The following is a 19,076-nucleotide window of genomic DNA, read 5'->3' as shown; positions in this document are numbered from 1 at the left end:
CAGGGCGCCATGCCGGCGCCTGATGCCCGCGCCCGGAGTCCGCCTCGATGTCTTCCCCCGCCTCTCGATCGCGCCGCCTCCGGCTCGGCGTCAACATCGATCACGTCGCGACCGTGCGGAACGCCCGCGGCGGCGCCGCGCCCGACCCGATTCGCGCCGCCCGCGAGGCGGTCGCGGCCGGGGCGGACGGCATCACGGCGCATCTGCGGGAGGATCGCCGGCACATCCGCGACGCCGACATGGAGACGCTGGCCCGCATCCTGACGGTGCCGCTCAATTTCGAGATGGCCGCCACCGACGCGATGATCGGGATGGCGATCCGGCTGAAGCCGCACGCCGCCTGCCTGGTGCCGGAGAAGCGCGAGGAGCGCACCACCGAGGGCGGCCTCGACATCGTCGGGGGGCACGATTCGCTCTTGCCCCGCATCGCCCGCCTGTCCGAGGCCGGCATCCGGGTCTCGCTCTTCGTCGAGCCGGACGAGGCCGTGATGGACGCGGCCCGGCGCCTCGGGGCACCGGTGGTCGAGCTTCACACCGGCAGCTACTGCGAGGCGGTGGCCGAGGGCGATGCGGGACGGACGGCCCACGAGCTCGACCGGATCACCCGGGCGGCGGCCTACGGGGCGGGTCTCGGCCTCGAGGTCCATGCCGGGCACGGCCTCGCCCTCGACAGCGTCGGTCCGGTGGCGGCGCTGCCGGAGATCGCCGAGCTGAACATCGGCCACGCGCTGATCGGCGAGGCGATCTTCGTCGGCCTGCCCCAGGCGATCCGCGACATGCGCGCCGCGATGGACGCGGCCCGGGCATGATTCTCGGCATCGGCTCCGACCTCTGCGACATCCGCCGGATCGCGAAATCGCTGGAGCGCTACGGCGAGCGCTTCACCCATCGGGTCTTCACCGACGGCGAGCGCGCCAAGTGCGAGGCCCGCGCGGCGCGGGCACCCTCCTATGCCCGCCGCTTCGCCGCCAAGGAGGCCTGCGCCAAGGCCCTCGGCACCGGCATCGCCCGGGGCGTCTTCTGGCGCGACATGGAGGTGGTGAACCTGCCCGGCGGCCGCCCGACCCTCCGCCTCACCGGGGCGGCGGCGGAACACCTCGCCGCGATGGTGCCGGCCGGCCACGTGCCGAAGCTGCACATCACCCTCACGGACGACCCGCCCATGGCGCAGGCCTTCGTGATCATCGAAGCGGTGCCGGACAGCACGCCCGGGCCTTAGCCGACAGCCCCCCTGCGTTGCGGCGCCTTTCCGCATGGTCTATGCCGCCGGTCGACCGTCAACGACGGAAGCCGCCCGGATTCCGGGTGCAAGCGTCGGACCGGAGATGGCAGCCAGATGGAACGTGCCCGCGTGGACCAGCAGACGAAGCGTGACCTGAAGGCTGCTGACACCGGCACCTGGGCGAGCATCAAGGAGACGCTCAAGGTCGGCGGCCAGGCGCTGCTGATCGCGCTGGTGGTGCGCACGCTGCTGTTCCAGCCGTTCAACATCCCCTCGGGCTCGCTCGTTCCCACGCTCCTGATCGGCGATTACCTGTTCGTCTCGAAATATTCCTACGGCTACTCGAAGTACTCCCTGCCGCTGAGCGAGTACCTGCCCTTCACGGCCGACGGCCGGGTCTGGGGCGCCGAGCCCAAGCGCGGCGACATCGCCGTGTTCAAGCTGCCCAAGGACAATTCCACCGACTACATCAAGCGCGTCATCGGCCTGCCCGGCGACAAGATCCAGATGAAGGCCGGGCTGCTCTACATCAACGACGTGCCGGTGAAGCGCGAGAAGATCGCGCCCTTCGAGACCACCGGGCCGTACGGCGAGCAGGCCAAGGCCGAGCAGTACCTCGAGACCCTGCCCAACGGCGTCACCCACCGGGTGATCGAGCGCGACGGCGACAACGGCTACTGGGACAACACCGAGCCCTACACCGTGCCGCAGGGCCGTTTCTTCATGATGGGCGACAACCGCGACAACTCGACGGATTCGCGCGATCTCGCCAATGTCGGCTTCGTGCCGTTCGAGAACTTCGTCGGCCGCGCGGAGATGATCTTCTTCTCCATCGACGAAGGCACGCCGGCATGGCAGATCTGGAACTGGCCGGCGAAGGTACGCTGGAACCGGCTGTTCACGACCATCCACTAGGACGTAATCCATCGTGACCGAAGAGGCGCGTCCCTCCAACCGGGCGCGGCGCGCGACCCGTCCGAAGCCCAACCTCGCGGTGCTCGAGGCGCGAATCGGCCACGTCTTCGCCGACCCGAAGCTGCTGGTCCAGGCGCTCACCCACGTGAGCAAGGCCGGTGGGAACGGCCGGCTCGGCAGCTACCAGCGCCTGGAATTCCTGGGCGATCGGGTCCTCGGCCTTGCCATCGGCGACCTGCTCTACGAGGCCTTTCCGCAGGCCGACGAGGGTGAGCTGTCGCGGCGTCTGGCCGGGCTCGTCCGGCGCGAGACCTGCGCCGCCGTCGCGACCACCTGGGACGTCGGCCCGCACCTCGCCCTCGGCCCCGGCGAGGTCCAGAGCGGCGGTCGGCGCAACCAGACCATCCTGGCGGACGTGTGCGAGTCGATCCTCGGGGCGGTCTTCCTCGATGCCGGCTACGACGTCGCCAAGGGCATCGTCAACGCGGCCTTCACCCCCGACACCGACACGGCGGCCCCCCGCGGCCGCGACGCCAAGTCGGCCCTGCAGGAATGGGCCATGGCCCGTGCCCTGCCGATCCCGTTCTACGAAGTGGTCGACCGCTCGGGACCCGACCATGCGCCGGTGTTCTACATCGCGGTCCGCGTCGAGGGACTGGAGGCCGGCATCGGCGTCGGCCCCTCGAAGCGCCTCGCCGAGCAGGAGGCCGCCCGCCTCGTGCTGGAGCGCGAGATCACCGGCCCCGATCCCGCGCGAACCCATGATCCCTCGCAAAATCCCTCGCAAACCAAGGAGACGTCGGCGGACGTCGCTGAAGGACATACCCCAGATGCCTGACGACGATGTGCCGGACGACGATTTCGACGGCGACGACGATTTCGCGCCACCGCCGCTGCAGCCGCTGCCCGCGGTGCGGATGCCGGAAAACACCACTGCGGGGTTCGTCGCGCTGATCGGCATCCCAAATGCCGGCAAGTCGACGCTGCTGAACAGCCTCGTGGGCACCAAGGTTTCGATCGTCTCCCGCAAGGTGCAGACCACCCGTGCCCTGGTGCGCGGCATCGTCATGCACGAGACCGCGCAGATCATCCTCGTCGACACGCCGGGGATCTTCGCCCCGAAGCGCCGCCTCGACCGGGCGATGGTGCATTCGGCCTGGAGCGGCGCCTCGGATGCCGATGCCGTCTGTCTGCTGATCGATGCCCGCAAGGGCGTGACCGAGGAGGTCGAGGCGATCCTGGCCAAGCTGCCGGACGTGAAGCGCCCCAAGGTGCTGATCCTCAACAAGATCGACCTGATCCCGCGCGACCGCCTGCTGGCGCTCGCGGCCGCGTTGAACGAGCGCATCGCGTTCGTGCACACCTTCATGGTCTCGGCCCTGAACGGCGACGGGATCGAGACGCTGAAGACGACGCTGGCCGGCATGATGCCGAAGAGCCCGTGGCTCTACCCGGAGGACCAGGTCTCGGACGCACCGATCCGAATGCTGGCCGCCGAGATCACCCGCGAGAAGCTCTACGACCGCCTGCACGAGGAATTGCCCTACCGCTCCACCGTCGAGACGGACCAGTGGCAGGTGCGTCCGGATGGTTCGGTCCGCATCGAGCAGACCATCTTCGTGGAGCGCGAGAGCCAGCGCTCCATCGTGCTCGGCAAGGGCGGCCAGACCATCAAGGCCATCGGCCAGGCGGCCCGCCACGAGATCGCGGAAGCGGCCGAGCAGACGGTGCATCTCTTCCTGCACGTCAAGGTCCGCGAGAACTGGGCGGACGATCCGGCGCGCTACCGGGAGATGGGTCTGGAGTTCCCGCGCGGCTGAGCATGGGCTATGAGAACGGGAGATCGACGCCGCGGCGATTCTTGTCGCGTGCTGGCCGAGCCTCCCGATTTCCTGTCACGCCCTGAGTCGTCGAGGCGCGCGCGTCGTCGCGCCGGATCCCGTTACGATGTCCACCATGCCTGTCTCGGAAGCCGTCTACGGCGCGCCGCCCCTGGAACTAGTGGAGGTGCCCCCGCACGCGGTCCAGGTCTCGCCCCTGAGCCCCGGGGCGGCCCGCCTCGAGGATCTCGAGCCCGGGAGCCTGGAGCGGCTCGACATCCTGGCGCCGGCCGGGACGATCGAGCGGCGCTACGTGCTGGCGCTCGGCCTGAAGGCCCTGCGGCCCGGCGGGCGCCTCACCGCACTGGCGCCCAAGGATCGCGGCGGAAGCCGCCTCGCCAAGGAACTCACCGGGTTCGGCTGCCCGGTGCACGAGGAGGCGCGGCGCCACCACCGGATCTGCGTCGGCACCCGCCCGGAGGCGGTCGGCGATCTCGAGGAGGCGATCCACGAGGGCGGTCCGCGCCACATCGACAATCTCGCCCTCTGCACGCAGGCCGGGATCTTCTCCTACGACCGCCTCGACCCCGGCAGTGCCCTGCTCCTGGCCAACCTGCCGACGCTCGCCGGGACGGGCGCCGATTTCGGCTGCGGCCTCGGGATCCTCGCCCGCGCCGTGCTCGGCTCGGCCAAGGTCACGGCCCTGACCCTCATTGACTTGGACCGGCGCGCCATCGAGATGGCGACGCGCAACGTCAGCGATCCGCGCACCACCCTGCGCTGGGCCGATATCCGCGCCGGCGGCCTCGGCCTGACGCGCCTCGACTTCGTGGTGATGAACCCGCCCTTCCACGACGGGGGCGCCGAGGACCAGGCCCTCGGCCAGGCCTTCATCGCCCGGGCCGCGGAAGCCTTGCGCCCGGGGGGCAGCCTCTGGCTCACCGCCAACACCCACCTGCCCTACGAGGCGCCTCTCAAGGCCGCCTTCAAGAGCGTGGCGCTGAAGGCCTCGGCCGGGGGCTACAAGATCTACGAGGCGCGCCGATGACGCGGCTGGCCAAGATCGCGCAGCTGCGCCTCGACCGGCTCCTCGCCAATATGGGCTACGGCTCGCGGCGGGAGATCGCGCTCCTCACCCGCGCGGGCCTCGTGGTCCTCGACGGCGCGCCCCTGCGGGACGCGGATCAGCGCATCCCGGTCACGCCGGACCTCGCCCAGCGGATGACCGTCGACGGCGACCCCCTCGACCCGCCGCCGGGCCTGACCCTGATGCTGCACAAGCCGCTCGGCGTCACCTGCTCGCACAAGGAAGCCGGCCCCCTCGTCTACGCTCTCCTGCCCGAGCGCTGGCGCCGGCGCGACCCCGCCCTCTCCACGGTCGGGCGCCTCGACAAGGAGACCTCCGGCCTCCTGCTCCTCACCGATGACGGCGCCCTCCTGCATCGGATCATCGCCCCGAAGGCGAACGTGGCCAAGCGCTACCGCGTCACCCTGGATCGTCCGCTGACCGGCACCGAGGGCGCGGCCCTCGCCTCCGGCACGCTGATGCTGGACGGCGAGGAGAAGCCGCTCCTGCCGATCGGGTTCGAGGCCGAAGGCGAGACCGGCGCGGTGGTGACCCTGCACGAGGGGCGTTACCATCAGGTCCGCCGCATGTTCGCCGCCCTGGGCAACCACGTCACCGCCCTGCACCGCGACCGCGTCGGGGGTCTCGATCTGCCGGACGACCTGGCGCCCGGCGATCATCGCGTTCTCGGCGAGGCGGAAATTGCCGCGATCTTCGCCGGCGACGCGCCCTGATCGGTCCGGAACCGGACCCTGCGCGACCGGTTCGATCGGCAAACGCCTACGCGACCCGTGATGCGCCTGAACCGCCTCCCGACGCGGCTCCTGGCGCTGGCCCTCGGCACGGGCCCGGCCAGCCTCGCCCTGGCGGACATGCCGGGCGCCGACTGGATGCCGGCCGATCAGGTCAAGCAGAAGCTGATGGCCGCCGGATACACCCGCATCACCTCGTTCGAGGCCGATAACGGCCACTGGGAGGGCGAGGGCGTGAAGAACGGCGTCAGGATGCCGTTCCATGCCGACCCGAAGACCGGCGCGATCCTCACGGGGACGCCCGACAAGTCAGTCGGCCCTCCCCGCCGCGTCCGGGACGCGTCTCTGCGCCCTGCGGCGGACCGCGTCGACGACCGCAGAGGCGAACCCCGTCCGTCCGGCGCCGACGAGGCTGCGGACGACGGCTTGCACAGCATCCGCGCGCGCGCCCGCCGCCTTGCTAATCCCGGCCGACTCGTTTATGCGCCACCCCTCGCGTTCGCTCCGGCTGGGGGCTGAACGGACGGTGTCGATTCGTTCGGCACAGGGTCAAGCCTTGCGAAGGGCCGATCCCGTCGTCCCGTGTCTCCGCCTTCGATCAACCGCTCGGGCCTTCAAACGGCTCGAAGGGCTTGGCGCCGGGCGACTGCGTATGAACCGGCCCGACGCTTCCTTTCCCGCACGTTCTTCGTGCCGTCGGGTCCCTTTGAATATGAAGGGCCCGTTAATGCCTCTCTACGAACACGTCTTCCTGGCGCGCCAGGACGTGACGGCCCAGCAGGTCGAGACCATGGTCGAGACCTACAAGGGCGTCATCGAAGCCAATGGCGGCAAGGTCGAGAAGATCGAGATGTGGGGCGTGAAGTCCCTCGCCTACCGCATCAAGAAGAACCGCAAGGCGCATTTCACGCTCCTCAACGTCGACGCCCCCCCGGCGGCCCTCGCCGAGATGGAGCGTCAGATGCAGATCTCCGAGGACGTCCTCCGCTTCATGACCGTCCGCGTCGAAGAGCTCGAGTCCGAGCCGTCGGCGATGATGCAGAAGCGCGACCGCGACGACCGCAAGGATCGTGAGCGCGGCCGTCGTCGTGACGACGAAGGCTTCGGCGGTGGTGGATTCGGCGGCGACCGCGATCGCGGCGACCGTGGTGATCGCGGCGACCGGGGCGACCGCCCCGAGCGCAGCTTCGGCGGGGAGGCTTAAGTCATGGCATTTGGTGCTGGACCCGGTGCACCCGCCGCTGGCGGCGGTGGTGGTGGTGGTGGTGCAGGTGGCGGACGCCGCCCCTTCTTCCGTCGTCGGAAGACCTGCCCCTTCTCGGGCGCGAACGCGCCCAAGATCGACTACAAGGACGTCAAGCTCCTGTCGCGCTACGTCTCCGAGCGCGGCAAGATCGTGCCGTCGCGCATCACGGCGGTCTCCGCCAAGAAGCAGCGCGAGCTCGCCCAGGCGATCAAGCGCGCCCGCTTCCTCGGCTTCCTCCCCTACGTGATCAAGTAAGCGCCCCGGCGCTCGCCCTGGCCCGTCATCCACGGGCCGGGGCGCCACGCCGCTCGTGCGGCACACGGGTTCGTACCGGCCGATCCGACAGGAGGGCCGGGAGTCGTTGGGGCGCCAGGCGCCTCTAACCCTGCCCGGGACGGGACAGTGGGACAGCGGGATAGATGACACAGTTTCTCGGCATCGGTATCGGCGCGGGTCTCGTCTCCGCCCTCCTCTTCGGCGTCCTGCTGAAAGCGACGGCGCTCGCGATCCTGCTCTACCTGCTCGCCCCGCTCCCGATCCTGATCGTGGGGCTCGGCTGGAGCCACCGCGCCGCCCTGGTCGCGGCCGTCACCGGCGCCCTCGCCCTCGCCCTCGTGGTCCAGCCCTTCCTCGGCCTCGGCTTCTTCGCCTATCTCGCCCTGCCGGCCTGGTGGCTCGCCTACCTGGCCCTGCTCGGGCGACCGGGCGCCGACGGCACGATGGAGTGGTATCCGACCGGGCGCCTCCTCGCCTGGACCGCCGGCACGGCCGGCCTCGCCTTCGTGGCCATCGCGGTGATCGCCGCCCCGAACTACGAGACCTTCCAGTCCCAGCTCCGGGGCATGACCCGGACGCTGATCCAGGTCCGGGCCGACCGCACCGCCAACCCGGCGGCTCCCGTTCCCGGCCCGGCGGCGCCCGCGCCGAAGCCGGACGCCCCCGAGGCCGGCGCCGAAGCTCCAGCCGAGTCCGGGCCACAGGATCCCGCCGAGGCGACGCGGACCGAGGTCGCCAACGCCCTCGCGGCCATCGCGCCGGGGCTCGCCACTCACGGCCTGACGGTCCTGCTGACCTTCTATCTCTGGGCCGCCGCCCGCATCGTACGGATCTCCGGGCGCCTGCTGCGTCCCTGGCCGGACCTCGCGGCCACGATGATGCCGCGCCGCGTGCTGGGCGTGCTCGTGGGCGCCGTGGTGCTCGCCCTGGTGCCGGGCTATCCGGGCACGCTGGGCGTCGCCGTGGCCGGGGCGCTCAGCGCCGCCTTCGCGATCCAGGGCCTCGCCGCCTTCCACGACCGCAGCCGCGGCCGGCCCGGGCGCCTCGCCCTCCTGCTCGGCCTCTACCTGATCCTCTTCTTCACCCAGGGCGTCGCGCTCCTCGCCCTGACCCTGTTCGGCATGGCCGATACCGCCCTCGACCGCCGCCGTCACCGCGACGCGGCCGGACGACCCTGATCCTCCCCCCAACCGAAGGACCAACACCATGGAAGTCATTCTCCTCGAGCGCGTCGCCAAGCTCGGCCAGATGGGCGAGACCGTGAACGTGAAGCCGGGCTACGCCCGCAACTTCCTCCTCGCCCGCGGCAAGGCCCTGCGCGCCACCGAAGGCAACAAGAAGCACTTCGAGACCCAGCGCGCCCAGCTCGAGGCCCGCAACCTCGAGCGCAAGTCCGAGGCGCAGGCCGTCGCCGAGACCCTCGAGGGCAAGAGCTTCGTGCTCATCCGCCAGTCGGGTGAGACCGGCGTGCTCTACGGCTCGGTCTCGACCCGCGATCTGGCCGAAGTCGTCACCGCCGACGGCTTCACCGTGGGCCGCGACCAGTTCGCCCTCAACCAGCCGATCAAGACCCTCGGCCTGCACACCGTTCCGATCGTGCTGCACCCCGAGGTCGAGATCAGCATCACGGTGAACGTCGCCCGTTCGCCGGAAGAGGCCGAGCGTCAGGCCCGCGGCGAGTCGACCACCGAGCGTGAGGCGTTCAACCTCGACGATCTCGGCCTCGAGGTCGGTGCCGCCCTCGCCGAGGCCGGCGACGACCGCGAGTAATCGCGCCACAGGACGGTGAACAATGGGGATGACCGGCCTTAACGGTTGACTAGTTCCGCATTTGTTCCAGCATGGACGCCCGTCATCCCCCCGGATGGCGGGCGTTTCTGCGACCGGTCCCCTCGCCCGCTCTTCCGCGAAGTGCGGACCGGACGGGACGGAAGGCCGCAAACCGCGAATCGGCTAAGGTTCGGCTAACCATGCCGGCGCCATGGTCGGGCGATAGCGACGTGCGGCGGCGGACCCCCGCGCGGACGATTGAATCGACGAGTCGGAGCCTCGAATCAGCCCATGGCCCTGCCCAACGCCCTGACGGCCAACCTTCAGCCCGTCGCGCAGGAATTCCGCGTCGCGCCCCACAACATCGATGCCGAGCAGGCCCTGCTCGGCGCGGTTCTGGTGAACAACGACGCCTTCTACCGGATCTCGGACTTCCTCCTGCCCGAGCACTTCATGGAGGACGTCCACCGCAAGATCTTCGAGGTGGCCTCCCAGCTGATCAAGGCCGGCAAGCTCGCCACGCCGATCACCCTGAAGACCTACCTGGGCGATGCCGATCTCGGCGGCCAGACGGTGATGCAGTACCTCGCCCGCCTCGCGGCCGAGGCCACCACCGTCATCAATGCGGGCGATTACGGCCGCACCATCTACGACCTCGCCATCCGCCGCCGGCTCATCACCATCGGCGAGGACCTGGTGAACGGCGCCTACGAGGCGCCGGTGGAATCCTCCCCCCGCGACCAGATCGAGGGCACCGAGCGGCGGCTCTACGAGCTCGCCGAATCGGGCAAGTACGACGGCGGCTTCCAGAAGTTCTCCGACGCCCTCACGGCCGCGGTGGACATGGCGGCCAAGGCTTACCAGCGCGAGGGCAAGCTCTCGGGCATTGCCACCGGCCTGTCAGACCTCGACGCCAAGATGGGCGGCCTGCAGCGCTCGGATCTGATCATCCTCGCGGGCCGCCCGGCCATGGGCAAGACCTCGCTCGTCACCAACATCGCCTTCAACGTCGCCAAGGCCTACCAGGCCGAGAAGCTGCCGGATGGCCGGACCGAGACGAAGAACGGCGGCATCGTCGGCTTCTTCTCGCTCGAAATGTCGGCCGAGCAGCTGGCGACCCGTATCATCGCCGAGCAGTCGGGCGTGCCGTCCTACAAGATCCGTCGCGGCGACATTCAGCCGGCGGAGTTCTACAAGATCACCGATGCCGCCCGGGACATGCAGACGATCCCGTTCTACATCGACCAGACCGGCGGCATCTCCATCGCGCAGCTCGCCGCCCGCGCCCGCCGCCTCAAGCGCCAGAAGGGCCTCGATCTCCTGATCGTCGACTACCTGCAGCTGCTCTCCGGTTCGGGCAAGCGCAGCGACAACCGCGTGCAGGAGATGACCGAGATTACCACCGGCATGAAGGCGCTCGCCAAGGAACTGGCGGTGCCGATCATCGCCCTGTCGCAGCTCTCCCGTCAGGTCGAGAACCGCGACGACAAGCGTCCGCAGCTGGCAGATCTTCGCGAATCGGGCTCGATCGAGCAGGACGCCGACGTGGTGATGTTCGTCTTCCGCGAGGAATACTACGTCAACAACAAGAAGCCCCGCGAAGGCACCGAGGAGTTCTTCGCCTGGGAAGCCGAGATGAACCGCGTCCACGGCAAGGCCGAGGTCATCCTGGGCAAGCAGCGCCACGGCCCCACCGGCACGGTCGAGCTGCAGTTCGACGCCAACATCACGCGCTTCTCGAACCTCGCGCAGTCCGACCGCCTGCCGGAGCAGATGTAGGCGGGCCGCCCCTGGACAGGTTCGCTTGGCGCGGACGCGCCTCGCGAACGAGTGCGAAATCCCGTATAGTCGACGGGATCCGCGAACCGTCGCACCCGGACGCGAGAAGGAGCGACCGTGGCACATCCCCAGCGCGTCGAGGCCGGTCCGCGCCCCGGCACTGCCTCTGACACCGGCCGCGCAGCCTGGTCCACCGAGCAGGCCGCAGACCTGCGCCGGCGGGCCCGGGCAAAGCTCGACCTTCCCCATCCGATCGACGCGGTGGAAGCGGCGGCGCACGCGGAACGGAATACGCCGACCAGCGCGCTGCGAATCAGCCTTTTCCAGATGCTGAAACGGGATGATCAGCCCGTCCTGCGGACCCGGAACGGGGCGCCATCCATCCGCGTGCAGCGTCTCGCCGTCGAGGAGCGGGTCGAGGACAGCCCCAGCCTCGGGAGCCGGATGGAAGCGCTCCGCGAACGCGCCGATCGTCGTGCCCGTATCGAGGCGGCGGCCGAAACGAACCTTGCGGAGGTGACCGTCCCGGAGGCATCTCCCTACGGCATCGACGCGGTTCTGAACCGCGAGGTTTCCTGGCCCCCGGCGGCCGTTGAGAAGGCGCGCGACCCATCCGAGGCCTGACTGATCCGGAACGGCGCCCGATGCGCGAAGCGACCCACGGCGCCCGCCTCACCATCGATCTCGCGGCCCTCGCGGAGAACTGGCGGCGGCTCGATGCCCAGGCGCCGGAGGCGCGCTGTGCGGCCGTGGTCAAGGCGGATGCCTATGGCTGCGGCTTGTCCCAGGTCGCGCCCGCGCTGTGGGCGGCCGGGTGCCGGACGTTCTTCGTCGCGCATCTGAGCGAGGCGGTGGAGGCCCGGGCCGTCCTGCCCGAGGCGACGATCTACGTCCTGAACGGTCTCCTGCCCGGCCTCGGCCCGACCCTCGTCGCGCACGATCTGCGCCCGGTGCTCGGCAGCCGGGAGGAACTCGCCGAATGGGCCGCCCTGGCGGAGACCGCCGGTCGTCCTCGCCCGGCCGCCCTGCACGTCGATACCGGCATGAACCGGCTCGGCCTCTCCGTGCCCGAGGCCCTGGGGCTCTCGGGCGATCCCCTGATCGCGCGCGCCGGCATCGCGCTGCTGATGACCCACCTCGTCAGCGCCGAACTGGCGAGCGACCCGATCAATGCGCGCCAGATGGCGGATTTCGCGCGGGTCCGGGCCGCGCATCCCGGACTGCCGGGCTCCTTCGCCAACTCCTCCGGGATCTTCCTCGGAGCCGAAGCCCATCACGACCTGCTGCGGCCCGGCTATGCCCTGTTCGGCGGCAACCCGACCCCGTGGAAGCCCAACCCGATGCGGCCGGTGGTCCGCCTGGAGGCGCAGGTCGCGCAGATCCGCGACGTCTCTCCCGGCGAGACCTGCGGCTACAACGGACGCTGGCGGGCCACCGAGCCGCGGCGCCTCGCGACCCTCTCGATGGGCTATGCCGACGGCTATCCGCGGTCCGCGAGCGGCCGCGGCATCGCCCTGGTCGATGGCGTGCGCTGCCCGATCCTCGGGCTGATCTCGATGGACCTCATCATCCTCGACGTGACCGAGGCACCCGAAACCCGGCGCGGCGCGACCGCGACCCTGATCGGCGACGGGCTCGACGTCGACGCGGTCGGACGCGCCGCCGGCACCATCGGGTACGAGATCCTGACGGGGCTAGGTTCTCGCTATGTTCGCGATTATGTGACAGGACACGAGGCCTGAAGCCCGCCGGACGAATAGGCGCCGGACGAATGGGCGCCCAGGCGTCCCTCCCAGCGGAATCGCGATGGCCAAGATCCAACAGACCTTCGTCTGCCAGTCCTGCGGGGCGGTCTACAATCGCTGGCGCGGGCGCTGCGAGGCCTGCAACGGCTGGAACACCATCGTCGAGGAGACCGGCGCCACCGGCCCGCAATCCGGCCCGGTCAAGACACGGCCGAGCCGGGCCCGCGGCCGGGTCTTCGCCCTGGAGGGCCTCACCGGCGAGGTGAAGGAGGCGCCGCGCATCCCCTCCGGCATCAACGAGCTCGATCGCGTCACCGGCGGCGGCTTCGTGCGCGGCTCGGTGATCCTCCTCGGCGGCGATCCGGGCATCGGAAAGTCGACCCTGCTGATGCAGGCCTCCGCCGCCATGGCCCGCACGGGCGAGCGCGTCGTCTACATCTCGGGCGAGGAGGCGGTGGCGCAGGTGCGCCTGCGCGCCGAGCGCCTCGGCCTGTCCTCGGCCGCGGTGGAGCTCGCGGCCGAGACCAACGTGGAGGACATCGTCGAGACCCTGTCGCAGGGGCGCCCCCCGGCCCTGGCGATCATCGACTCGATCCAGACCATGTGGACCGAGACCGTGGAATCGGCCCCCGGCACCGTCACGCAGGTGCGCGGTTCGGCCCAGACCCTGATCCGCTTCGCCAAGACCACCGGCACGGCGGTGATCCTCGTCGGGCACGTCACCAAGGACGGGCAGATCGCCGGACCCCGGGTGGTCGAGCACATGGTCGATGCCGTCGCCTCCTTCGAGGGCGACCAGGGCCACCATTTCCGCATCCTGCGGGCGGTGAAGAACCGCTTCGGACCTACCGACGAGATCGGCGTGTTCGAGATGACCGATGGCGGCCTCGCCGAGGTCCCGAATCCCTCCGCGCTGTTCCTCGCCGGCCGCGACCATGCGGCGCCCGGCACCGCGGTGTTCGCCGGCATGGAGGGCACGCGCCCGCTCCTCGTCGAGATCCAGGCCCTCGTGGCGCCCTCCTCCCTCGGGATGCCCCGTCGGGCGGTGGTCGGCTGGGACCCGAACCGCCTGTCGATGGTGCTGGCGGTGCTGGAGGCCCATGGCGGCATCCGCCTGGGCACGCACGACGTCTACCTGAACGTGGCGGGGGGCCTGCGCATCTCGGAGCCCGCCGCCGATCTCGCGGTGGCTGCCGCCCTGGTCTCGTCCCTGTCCGGGGCGACGCTGCCGCCCGAGACGGTGTATTTCGGCGAGATCGGGCTCTCGGGTGCGGTCCGCCCGGTGGCGCAGGCGCCGGCGCGGCTGAAGGAAGCGCTGAAGCTCGGCTTCGCCAAGGCCGTGACGCCGCAGGGGCGCGGCGAGGGAGGCGACAGCGCCCTCTCGACGGAGGCCCTGCGCCACATCGCCGACATGGTGGCGGGCATCGCCAGCAACGGGCCCCGCCGGGTCGCCCAGCGCCGCGGGCACAATCCGCCGGATTACGGCGACGACGATTAGGGCGTCGGCCCGGACCAGTGGAGCCCGCCCCGGGCCCGGTGCGGGCCCGCTCTGGTGACAGGGCCGGCGATGGTGGAGGATCGACAGTCGATCCCGGCCGCGCAGAAGGTCTGGCCCGCCCCCAAGATGAATATTCCGGCACGAAACAAGTCGTCGGCCGGCACGCCGCTGAACAGCCCGACGGGTGAGAGGCCGGATGCCCGTCCGAAACGGGCGGACGACGGCGTGAGGCCGCGCCCGCGTCACGCCGGACCCGCGCGAGCACCGGGCGGGAATGGGCCTCCACGCCAGGGTGACGGCCGAGTTTCCGCGCGATATACAGGGCCGCGGCCGGGGGAAGCCGCACGATCCGGTCATCGTCGCCGCTCCGCCCCATGAAGTGACAATCGTCAGAGATGCCGTTCTCCGTTCTCGATCTCGTTGTGCTGGGTATCGTTGTCGTCTCGGCGCTGTTGGCGGCCGTGCGCGGCGCGACTCGCGAAGTGCTCGCCATCATCGCCTGGGTCGCCGCCGCCGCCATTGCGTGGAAATTTCATCCCTACCTGCTGCCCACGGTCAGCCAGCACGTGTCGAACGCCACCGTCGCCCTGGTGGCCTCGATCGCGGCGATCTTCCTGGTGACGCTGATCGTCGTGTCGATCATCACCGTGAAGGTGTCGGACATGATCCTCGATTCGCGCATCGGCGCGATTGATCGGTCGCTGGGTTTCCTGTTCGGCGCCGGCCGCGGCTTCCTGATCTGCGTCATCGGCTGGGTGTTCCTGGCCTGGCTCGTCCAGGGCAAGATGCCCCCGTGGGCGTCCGAGGCGCGCAGCCGCCCGATGCTCGAGAAGTCCGGCGAGGCCCTGGTGGCCCAGCTGCCCGAGAATCCGGAAGGCTTGTTGAAGCAGTTCAAGAAGCCCAAGACCGACGTGCCGGCCGATCCCGTCGAGCCGCCGGAGGGAGAAATCCCGGCCCAGCGCCGGACCGAAGCACCAGCCACGCCCGCTCCGCGACGCTGATCTGCGTCTCTGCGCGCTTGGTTGCAGCGCGAAGGCCGACTACATGACGGCTTCTTGACGGTACCCGCCCGGGATTCGCGCGGGACCAAGCAGGGATCGACATCATCATGTCTGTAGCCAAGTCGAGCGCCCGCCCCCCTGTCGAGGTCGTGGACGGGCTCGACCGCGACGGCGACACGCTGCGCGAGGAATGCGGCGTCTTCGGCATCTTCGGCCATCCGGATGCTTCCGCCATCGTCGCCCTCGGCCTGCACGCCCTGCAGCATCGCGGCCAGGAGGCGGCCGGAATCGTCTCCTTCGACGGGGCGGTCTTCCACTCCGAGCGCCGGCCCGGCCTCGTCGGCGATTCCTTCTCCGACCGCTCGACCATCGAGCATCTCGAAGGCCCGGCCGCCATCGGCCACGTCCGCTACTCCACCACCGGCGGCACCATCCTGCGCAACGTGCAGCCGCTCTTCGCCGAGCTCGCCAGCGGCGGCCTCGCCGTCGCCCATAACGGCAACCTGACCAACGCCCTGTCGATCCGCCGCGACCTCGTGCGCGACGGCGCCATCACCCAGTCGACCTCCGACACCGAGGTGATCCTGCACCTGGCCGCGCGCTCCCGGGCGCCGCGCATCGTCGAGCGCTTCACCGAGGCCCTGCGCCAGATCGAGGGCGCCTACGCCATCGTGGCCCTGACCAACAAGAAGCTCATCGGCGCCCGCGATCCCATGGGCATCCGCCCCCTGGTGCTGGGCGAGCTCGACGGCCGCTACATCCTGGCCTCCGAGACCTGCGCCCTCGACATCATCGGCGCCAAGTTCATCCGCGACATCGACAACGGCGAGATCGTGGTGATCTCGGAAGAGGGCATCGAGTCGATCCGCTTCGCCCCGGCGCAGCCCATGCGGCCGTGCATCTTCGAGTACATCTACTTCGCCCGGCCGGATTCGGTGGTGAACGGCAAGAGCGTCTACGCCGTACGCAAGAACATCGGCCACGAGCTCGCCCGCGAATCCGCGACGGCGGCCGACGTGGTCATCCCGGTGCCGGATTCCGGCGTTCCGGCCGCCCTGGGCTTCGCCCAGGAGACCGGCCTGCCCTTCGAGATGGGCATCATCCGCAACCACTACGTCGGGCGCACCTTCATCCAGCCGACCCAGTCGGTGCGCGAGCTCGGCGTGCGCATGAAGCACTCGGCCAACCGCGCGGTGGTGGAGGGCAAGCGCATCGTCCTCGTCGACGACAGCCTCGTGCGCGGCACCACCTCGGTGAAGATCGTGCGCATGATGCGCGAGGCCGGCGCCCGCGAGGTGCATTTCCGGATCGCCTCGCCGCCGATCACCTACCCGGACTTCTACGGCATCGACACGCCGGAGCGGGAGAAGCTGCTCGCCGCCACCCACGACCTCGAGGGCATGCGCCGCTACATCGGCGCCGATTCGCTGGCCTTCCTGTCCATCGACGGCCTCTACAAGGCCATGGGCGAGGAACGGCGCAACGAGGCCTGCCCGCAATACACCGACCATTGCTTCACCGGCGACTATCCGACCGGCCTGACCGACCTCGCCATCGCCGGACCGCGCCGCCTCGCCATGCTCGCCGAAGCCGATTGAGCGCACGATGAGCAGCCCGACCCAACCGCTCGCCGGCCGCCTCGCCGTCGTCACCGGCGCCTCGCGGGGAATCGGCCGCGCCGCCGCCCTCGCGTTGGCGCAGGCCGGCGCCCACATCATCGCCGTCGCGCGCACGCAGGGGGGCCTCGAGGAGCTCGACGACGCCATCCGGGGCGTCGGTGGCAGCGCCACCCTGGTGCCCCTCGACCTCACCGACTACGACGCCCTCGACCGCCTCGGCGCCGGCATCCACGAGCGTTGGCAGCGCCTCGACATCCTGGTGGGCAATGCCGGCATCCTCGGCAACCTCACGCCGATCGGGCACGTGACGCCGAAGACCTGGGCGCAGGTGATGGATATCAACGTCACGGCGAATTACCGCCTGATCCGCTCGCTCGATCCGCTGCTGAGGGCCTCCGATGCGGGCCGGGCCATCTTCGTGACCTCGGGCGCCGCGCAGAAGTGCCGGGCCTATTGGGGACCCTACTCCGTCTCCAAGGCCGCCCTCGACGCCCTGGTGCGCACCTACGCGGCCGAGACCGCCACCACCGCGGTACGGGCGATGCTGCTCAATCCCGGCCCGCTGCGGACCGCGATGCGCAAGGCCGCGATGCCGGGCGAGGACGAGATGACCCTGAAGACCCCGGGCGACCTCGCGCCGCACTTCGTGCGCCTCGCGCATCCGGACTTCGACGAATCCGGCAAGATCTACGACTTTCCGAGCGACCGGATCCTGACGCCGCAGATGGCGCGCTGACGCCGGACGCCGCCCTCCCCCCGTTTCCCGAGACGCCCATGATCGACGTTCGCTGCATCTGCGCCATCGGCCTTCGCGGACAGCTCGGCCTGAACGGGCACCTGCCCTGGGAGGGCAACACCGATCCGCTCTTCGTCGAGGACGTGACGCGGTTCTTCGCCATCACCATGGGCCACGTCCTGATCGCCGGCCCGAAGACCATCGCGTCGGTGCCGGAATTCGCCTTCAAGGACCGGACCATCGACGTCATCCGCAGCCACGAGGACCCGGAGGCCGTGCTGGCGCGCTATCCCGGGCGGCGCATCTTCGTCGGCGGCGGCATCGCGGTCTGGAACGTCTACGCCCCGTATATTCAGCACTGGGACATCACCCGCCTGCCCTATGACGGCGAGGCCGATCGCTGGTTCGACCCGGCCTGGCTGGTGGGCGGCGCCCTGCGCGCCTGAGGGCACAAACCCTCCGCTGGGGGGTTGAGGGGAGCAACCCAACGACAAGGCTCCCGATGACGTCCGCCCCCTTCCGCTTCGGCATCGAGGAAGAGTATTTCCTGGCGGATGCCGAGACGCGCGGTACGCCGCGTCGCTCGGTGAAGCCCTTCCATGTCCAGGCCGGCGAGGAACTGCCCGAGATCGGGCGCGAATTGCTCCAGTGCCAGGTCGAGGTCTGCACCCCGCCCTCCACGGACTTCGCCCAGGCGCGCGACGTCCTGACCCGACAGCGCTCGGCCCTGGGCAAGCTCGGTCGCGAGCACGGTCTGCTGGTCTTCGCGGCCGGCACCCATCCGGTGGCGGACTGGGCCCGCCAGCTCCCCACCAAGGGCGACCGCTACCGCGGCATCCTGCGCGACGTCGGCCTCGCCGGGCGCCGCAGCCTGATCTGCGGCATGCACGTCCACGTGGAGGTGCCGGAGCCCGACAGGCGCGTCGACCTGATGAACCGGCTCCTGCCCTACCAGCCGCTGCTGCTCGCCCTCTCGGCCTCGTCGCCGTTCTGGCAGGGCAAGCCGACGGGCCTCAGCGCCTATCGCCTCAGCGCCTTCGGCGAGCTGCCCCGCACCGGCCTGCCCGACCTCTTCGCGGACAATGCCGCCTACGAACGCTACGTCCGCATCATGACCCGGGCGGGCTCGATCCAGGATGCGAGCTTTCTGTGGTGGTCGCTCCGGCCGTCGATCAAGTTCCCGACCCTCGAATTGCGGATCGCCGATTCCTGCACCCGGCTGGAGGACGCGCTCACCATCGCGGCCCTCTACCGCTGCCTCGTCCGCCTCGCGGTGCGCCGGCCGGACCTCAACGCCGACCTCGACGGCGTCTCGCGGGCGCTCGCCCAGGAGAATCTCTGGCGCGCCCAGCGCAGCGGCACCGAGGCGGAGCTGATCGACGAGGCGAGCGAGGAGGCCCTGCCCTTCGCCCAGGCTCTCGAAAACGTCCTCGCGCTCATCGCCGAGGACGCCGCCGCCCTCGGCTGCGAAGCGGAGGTCGCCCGGGCCCGCAGCATTCTCGCGAACGGCACCAGCGCCGAGCGCCAGGCCGCGACGTTCGAGGGCGCCCGCGACGGCGACACCTCGAACCGCCAGGCCCTGGATGCGGTGGTGGACTGGCTCGCCCAGACGACCTGCGGCGCGGCCTGAT

The 19,076-nt window shown here is 70.3% G+C and carries 21 protein-coding genes; all 21 read left to right on the top strand.

The features are described from left to right. Positions 1–47 precede the first annotated feature (47 nt). The 21 genes from CRT23_RS11570 to CRT23_RS11470 all read left to right on the top strand — a co-directional run bounded on the left by CRT23_RS11570 (position 48) and on the right by CRT23_RS11470 (position 19,075). Positions 48–809, top strand: a complete 762-nt coding sequence (locus CRT23_RS11570; protein ID WP_055956158.1) for a pyridoxine 5'-phosphate synthase — start codon at positions 48–50, stop codon at positions 807–809. Beyond that, a complete protein-coding gene (acpS, locus tag CRT23_RS11565; protein WP_055956162.1) occupies positions 806–1,219 on the top strand; it encodes a holo-ACP synthase in 414 nt (137 codons plus the stop codon). The genes CRT23_RS11570 and acpS overlap by 4 nt, the downstream gene beginning before the upstream one ends. A 117-nt stretch (positions 1,220–1,336) precedes the next feature. Continuing rightward, positions 1,337–2,137, top strand: a complete 801-nt coding sequence (lepB, locus tag CRT23_RS11560; RefSeq protein WP_055956165.1) for a signal peptidase I — start codon at positions 1,337–1,339, stop codon at positions 2,135–2,137. A 13-nt stretch (positions 2,138–2,150) separates the two neighbouring features. Continuing rightward, positions 2,151–2,975, top strand: a complete 825-nt coding sequence (gene rnc, locus CRT23_RS11555) for a ribonuclease III (protein ID WP_103709801.1) — start codon at positions 2,151–2,153, stop codon at positions 2,973–2,975. A gap of 79 nt (positions 2,976–3,054) precedes the next feature. Further along, positions 3,055–3,957, top strand: coding sequence for a GTPase Era (gene era, locus CRT23_RS11550; protein WP_156375807.1), 903 nt, complete (start codon positions 3,055–3,057; stop codon positions 3,955–3,957). 127 nt (positions 3,958–4,084) lie between these two features. Next, a complete protein-coding gene (locus CRT23_RS11545) occupies positions 4,085–5,005 on the top strand; it encodes a methyltransferase (protein ID WP_103709799.1) in 921 nt (306 codons plus the stop codon). 14 nt (positions 5,006–5,019) lie between these two features. Continuing rightward, positions 5,020–5,757, top strand: coding sequence for a pseudouridine synthase (locus tag CRT23_RS11540; RefSeq protein WP_103709876.1), 738 nt, complete (start codon positions 5,020–5,022; stop codon positions 5,755–5,757). Positions 5,758–5,817: 60 nt separating this feature from the next. Further along, positions 5,818–6,294 carry a PepSY domain-containing protein gene (locus tag CRT23_RS29740; RefSeq protein WP_103709798.1) on the top strand — a complete coding sequence of 159 codons (477 nt, stop codon included), beginning with the start codon at positions 5,818–5,820 and terminating at the stop codon, positions 6,292–6,294. Between the two features lie 208 nt (positions 6,295–6,502). After that, positions 6,503–6,979, top strand: a complete 477-nt coding sequence (gene rpsF / locus CRT23_RS11530) for a 30S ribosomal protein S6 (protein ID WP_055956175.1) — start codon at positions 6,503–6,505, stop codon at positions 6,977–6,979. 3 nt (positions 6,980–6,982) lie between these two features. Continuing rightward, entirely contained in the window at positions 6,983–7,276 is a 294-nt protein-coding gene (rpsR, locus tag CRT23_RS11525; protein WP_055956178.1) for a 30S ribosomal protein S18, read from the top strand. A gap of 164 nt (positions 7,277–7,440) precedes the next feature. Further along, positions 7,441–8,475, top strand: coding sequence for a DUF2232 domain-containing protein (locus CRT23_RS11520; protein WP_103709797.1), 1,035 nt, complete (start codon positions 7,441–7,443; stop codon positions 8,473–8,475). Between the two features lie 28 nt (positions 8,476–8,503). Continuing rightward, a complete protein-coding gene (rplI, locus tag CRT23_RS11515; protein ID WP_103709796.1) occupies positions 8,504–9,067 on the top strand; it encodes a 50S ribosomal protein L9 in 564 nt (187 codons plus the stop codon). Positions 9,068–9,358: 291 nt separating this feature from the next. Next, complete coding sequence (locus tag CRT23_RS11510) at positions 9,359–10,846, top strand: replicative DNA helicase (protein ID WP_055956187.1); 1,488 nt, start codon at positions 9,359–9,361, stop codon at positions 10,844–10,846. Between the two features lie 117 nt (positions 10,847–10,963). Next, positions 10,964–11,470 (top strand): DUF29 domain-containing protein, encoded by a 507-nt coding sequence (locus tag CRT23_RS11505; protein WP_103709795.1) that lies wholly within the window; start codon positions 10,964–10,966, stop codon positions 11,468–11,470. 20 nt (positions 11,471–11,490) lie between these two features. Then, a complete protein-coding gene (gene alr / locus CRT23_RS11500; protein WP_103709794.1) occupies positions 11,491–12,588 on the top strand; it encodes an alanine racemase in 1,098 nt (365 codons plus the stop codon). Positions 12,589–12,652: 64 nt separating this feature from the next. After that, the gene (radA, locus tag CRT23_RS11495; protein WP_103709793.1) at positions 12,653–14,089 is read left to right on the top strand and encodes a DNA repair protein RadA; all 1,437 of its coding nucleotides are present in this window, start codon (positions 12,653–12,655) and stop codon (positions 14,087–14,089) included. Between the two features lie 395 nt (positions 14,090–14,484). Next, complete coding sequence (locus CRT23_RS11490) at positions 14,485–15,090, top strand: CvpA family protein (RefSeq protein WP_103709792.1); 606 nt, start codon at positions 14,485–14,487, stop codon at positions 15,088–15,090. Between the two features lie 107 nt (positions 15,091–15,197). Further along, positions 15,198–16,688 (top strand): amidophosphoribosyltransferase, encoded by a 1,491-nt coding sequence (gene purF / locus CRT23_RS11485; protein WP_055956201.1) that lies wholly within the window; start codon positions 15,198–15,200, stop codon positions 16,686–16,688. A 7-nt stretch (positions 16,689–16,695) separates the two neighbouring features. Next, positions 16,696–17,445: an SDR family NAD(P)-dependent oxidoreductase gene (locus tag CRT23_RS11480; RefSeq protein ID WP_103709791.1), complete on the top strand. Its 750-nt coding sequence runs from the start codon at positions 16,696–16,698 to the stop codon at positions 17,443–17,445. A 38-nt stretch (positions 17,446–17,483) separates the two neighbouring features. Continuing rightward, positions 17,484–17,891, top strand: coding sequence for a dihydrofolate reductase (locus CRT23_RS11475; protein ID WP_103709790.1), 408 nt, complete (start codon positions 17,484–17,486; stop codon positions 17,889–17,891). Positions 17,892–17,947: 56 nt separating this feature from the next. Further along, positions 17,948–19,075: a carboxylate-amine ligase gene (locus CRT23_RS11470; protein WP_103709789.1), complete on the top strand. Its 1,128-nt coding sequence runs from the start codon at positions 17,948–17,950 to the stop codon at positions 19,073–19,075. Position 19,076 lies beyond the last annotated feature (1 nt).

It is taken from the genome of Methylobacterium sp. V23, assembly GCF_002917135.1.
Classification (GTDB): Bacteria; Pseudomonadota; Alphaproteobacteria; order Rhizobiales; family Beijerinckiaceae; genus Methylobacterium.
Note: the sequence above shows the minus strand (reverse complement) of the source record. Positions and strands in the feature narration are given on the sequence as shown.

Coding starts and splice junctions, on each gene's coding strand:
- CRT23_RS11570 (WP_055956158.1), top strand. CDS start 48: ATGTCTTCCCCCGCCTCTCGATCGCGCCGCCTCCGGCTCGGCGTCAAC.
- acpS (WP_055956162.1), top strand. CDS start 806: ATGATTCTCGGCATCGGCTCCGACCTCTGCGACATCCGCCGGATCGCG.
- lepB (WP_055956165.1), top strand. CDS start 1,337: ATGGAACGTGCCCGCGTGGACCAGCAGACGAAGCGTGACCTGAAGGCT.
- era (WP_156375807.1), top strand. CDS start 3,055: ATGCCGGAAAACACCACTGCGGGGTTCGTCGCGCTGATCGGCATCCCA.
- CRT23_RS11545 (WP_103709799.1), top strand. CDS start 4,085: ATGTCCACCATGCCTGTCTCGGAAGCCGTCTACGGCGCGCCGCCCCTG.
- CRT23_RS29740 (WP_103709798.1), top strand. CDS start 5,818: ATGCGCCTGAACCGCCTCCCGACGCGGCTCCTGGCGCTGGCCCTCGGC.
- rpsF (WP_055956175.1), top strand. CDS start 6,503: ATGCCTCTCTACGAACACGTCTTCCTGGCGCGCCAGGACGTGACGGCC.
- rpsR (WP_055956178.1), top strand. CDS start 6,983: ATGGCATTTGGTGCTGGACCCGGTGCACCCGCCGCTGGCGGCGGTGGT.
- CRT23_RS11520 (WP_103709797.1), top strand. CDS start 7,441: ATGACACAGTTTCTCGGCATCGGTATCGGCGCGGGTCTCGTCTCCGCC.
- rplI (WP_103709796.1), top strand. CDS start 8,504: ATGGAAGTCATTCTCCTCGAGCGCGTCGCCAAGCTCGGCCAGATGGGC.
- CRT23_RS11510 (WP_055956187.1), top strand. CDS start 9,359: ATGGCCCTGCCCAACGCCCTGACGGCCAACCTTCAGCCCGTCGCGCAG.
- alr (WP_103709794.1), top strand. CDS start 11,491: ATGCGCGAAGCGACCCACGGCGCCCGCCTCACCATCGATCTCGCGGCC.
- radA (WP_103709793.1), top strand. CDS start 12,653: ATGGCCAAGATCCAACAGACCTTCGTCTGCCAGTCCTGCGGGGCGGTC.
- CRT23_RS11490 (WP_103709792.1), top strand. CDS start 14,485: ATGCCGTTCTCCGTTCTCGATCTCGTTGTGCTGGGTATCGTTGTCGTC.
- purF (WP_055956201.1), top strand. CDS start 15,198: ATGTCTGTAGCCAAGTCGAGCGCCCGCCCCCCTGTCGAGGTCGTGGAC.
- CRT23_RS11480 (WP_103709791.1), top strand. CDS start 16,696: ATGAGCAGCCCGACCCAACCGCTCGCCGGCCGCCTCGCCGTCGTCACC.
- CRT23_RS11475 (WP_103709790.1), top strand. CDS start 17,484: ATGATCGACGTTCGCTGCATCTGCGCCATCGGCCTTCGCGGACAGCTC.
- CRT23_RS11470 (WP_103709789.1), top strand. CDS start 17,948: ATGACGTCCGCCCCCTTCCGCTTCGGCATCGAGGAAGAGTATTTCCTG.